This is a genomic window from Mesorhizobium sp. M7A.F.Ca.US.005.03.2.1 (assembly GCF_003997795.1).
Classification (GTDB): domain Bacteria; phylum Pseudomonadota; class Alphaproteobacteria; order Rhizobiales; family Rhizobiaceae; genus Mesorhizobium; species Mesorhizobium ciceri.
This window is the reverse complement of the sequence record NZ_RZRP01000904.1, coordinates 1-2445: the sequence shown is the minus strand read 5'-3', so window position 1 is coordinate 2445 and position 2445 is coordinate 1. Positions and strand designations below refer to the sequence as shown.

General features: G+C 59.3%; 3 protein-coding genes. 1 reads left to right on the top strand and 2 read right to left on the bottom strand.

The window, feature by feature from the left end:
• Both EN991_RS32310 and EN991_RS32305 read right to left on the bottom strand, forming a co-directional pair.
• The coding region (locus EN991_RS32310; RefSeq protein WP_127370265.1) for an SDR family NAD(P)-dependent oxidoreductase at positions 1-461 on the bottom strand (461 nt) is incomplete at its 3' end.
• A 306-nt stretch (positions 462-767) separates the two neighbouring features.
• Entirely contained in the window at positions 768-1463 is a 696-nt protein-coding gene (locus EN991_RS32305; RefSeq protein WP_027161648.1) for a TetR/AcrR family transcriptional regulator C-terminal domain-containing protein, read from the bottom strand.
• Positions 1464-1655: 192 nt separating this feature from the next.
• Here EN991_RS32305 and EN991_RS32300 point away from each other — a divergent pair, with 192 nt between their 5' ends.
• Positions 1656-2138, top strand: a complete 483-nt coding sequence (locus EN991_RS32300) for a RidA family protein (RefSeq protein WP_027161647.1) — start codon at positions 1656-1658, stop codon at positions 2136-2138.
• The last annotated feature ends 307 nt before the right edge of the window (positions 2139-2445 follow it).

Sequence of the window (2445 nt, the reverse complement as noted above, 5' to 3'; positions counted from 1 at the left end):
GTCTCCATGACCGCCTTGTGGCAGTGGCTGCGTTCGCTGACATCGGCCTTGACCAGGAGGCAGCGTCGTCCCTCCTTTTCCACCGCGGATTTGGTCTCTTCAGCGTCCTTGTCCTCGGCCAGATAGACGATCGCGACGTCGGCGCCCTCGCGGGCGAACAACACCGCCACCGAGCGGCCGATGCCCGAATCGCCGCCCGTGATGAGCGCTACCTTTTGGTTGAGTTTTTTCGATCCGAGATAGTAAGGCGCATCGTACAGCGGCGCCGGCTCTATGGCCCATTCATGTCCCGGTTTGGGCTGATGTTGCTCAGGGAAGGGGGGCTCGGGATATTCGCGGGCGCCAGCCTGCATGGCGCCTTGAAGCTTCCCATCGCCTTTCGATTTGTCCTTGGCATCGATGCCACGTTGGATATGGCGCTGCTTGGCCGCTTCACCGGCTATTTCCGACTTCATCTGCATGATCGTCTCCTTGGCTTGGAGAGAAAACAACGCATGTCGGCCAAAAAGGTTTGCGCAAAAGATCGACTGCAGAGAGGATTCCGACCAGCGGTTGGCAATGCGTGGCGACGACATCGCCAACTGCAACAATTCAGCTGCAATGCAGCCGCACCAGCCACCGCCGCGATGGGATCGAGCATCTGGGGCTTGCCCGCTGCCTGCGCCGCCTTGGCGGCGAGCCCAACGTGATGATGTGGACTGGGAAGCTCTTGCGTCGCGTGCGCAAAGCAGCGCCATCCGGTCTGCTCCGGGCGGAGCGCCGGAATTCTATCTTGGCGAGAGGCCGTCGAGCAGGAAGTCGAGGCCTCTTCGGAAGGCGCCATCCCAATCGTTGTCCAACAGCAGACGAGAGCGTTCGATTGTCGGGTAGTGTTCGCTGAGATGTGTAAGACGCTGCTGTGCGGCTGCCCTGTCTTCTTCCGAGAGATCGAAGCTTGCCCGGGTGAGGGTGGCGCCCATCACATAGTTCCAGAGCGACCATATCGCGGCGTTCAGATCCGCGTCCGCAACACCGGCTCTGGACAAGGTCTTGCTCAGCATTTCCAGGCGACCGAGAATGTTCCGGCCGAGCGCCCGGCGCGGCAACAGCGATGCCGACCAAGGATGGCGCAACATTCTGGCGCGCCAGTCTTCGAGCATATGAACGACGTCTCCGCGCCAGTCCGGAGACTCACCTGTTTCAGGCGATCCGCGATGTTCGAGCACCGAATCGACTGCTAGATCAAAGACATCCTCCTTGTTGTCGACGTGCCAATATAGGCTCATCACACCCGAGCCGAGGCGATCGGCCAGCCGACGCATTGTCAATCCGTCTATGCCCTGGGCGTCCAGCAGTTCCACCGCGGTCGCCACGATACGCTCTCGAGACAGCGGCGGCTCGCTGCTCGCTTGCTGCACGGGCTGGAGCGACACGCTTATCCGTTGATCCCCTTTGCTCCGGGCGCCGCTGCGTTTGGCTATCATCCGTCGTCCTCGCTTTTTCAGGACATCGATTTTGACCGGCAACGCGACAAATGTCGATCTTGAACGATTGACTCGTACGACGTACCATACGATGACTCGTACATCGCACGATTCACGTAGCGATTAGGTTAAAGTTCAATCTGCAGGCGCCAGGGTAGGTTGCTCGCAGGCTGCGGAGCCAAGCGAAAAACCATGTCACGCGCAATCAAGCATCTGCTTATCGGAGGGCTAATCATCATGACCATTGCAGTCCCCACTGCGTCGCCGGCGAACGAGTTCAAGCTGACTATTGTCAATCCACAGGCGCTCTACGACCCGTCGCCGAATGGCTACAGCACCGCCGTAATCGCACCGCTCGGAGCTCGGATCGCCTACATCTCCGGGCAGGGCGGCCAAGACAGCACAGGAACCTTGTCACCGGATTTCGCCGTCCAGGTGAAGCAGGCCTACGCAAATTTGCATGCTGCGCTTGAGGGCATCGGCGCCAAGCCGGATCAGGTGGCGAAGCTCACGGTCTTCGTGGTCGACCACGACATGTCCAAGCTCGAGGTGTTGACCAGGAACGTCAAGGACATGTTCGGCGAGGCGCTGCCGGCGCAGACTCTGGTTCCCGTTCCCAAGCTTGCAATCGATCCCATGCTTTTCGAGGTGGAGGCCACCGTTATTCTGGAATAGTCGCTCCGATTGACCCGATCGTTCGAACAAAGAGTCGAGCGCGCTGCCGACGGCTGCGCGCTCACAATGTCGAGCGGATGTTTCCAAGCCTCACGTGTTTCCAGGCTGAAGCCTCCAAGGGAACTGGAAAGTGAAGTCGGGGACCGCCGCATCCATGCCGCTCGCCGTATCCAAAAGTCGCATAAGATAGATTATGGAACTAATGCATGGGCCAAGAACTGTAAATTGCCGCTGGTTCTCATAGGCTTGAGCCGATTGTGGCGTATTGCCTTGAGCGGATCGCCAACGCTAGGCTGTCGAAATGAAG

Coding starts and splice junctions, on each gene's coding strand:
- EN991_RS32305 (WP_027161648.1), bottom strand. CDS start 1,463: ATGATAGCCAAACGCAGCGGCGCCCGGAGCAAAGGGGATCAACGGATA.
- EN991_RS32300 (WP_027161647.1), top strand. CDS start 1,656: ATGTCACGCGCAATCAAGCATCTGCTTATCGGAGGGCTAATCATCATG.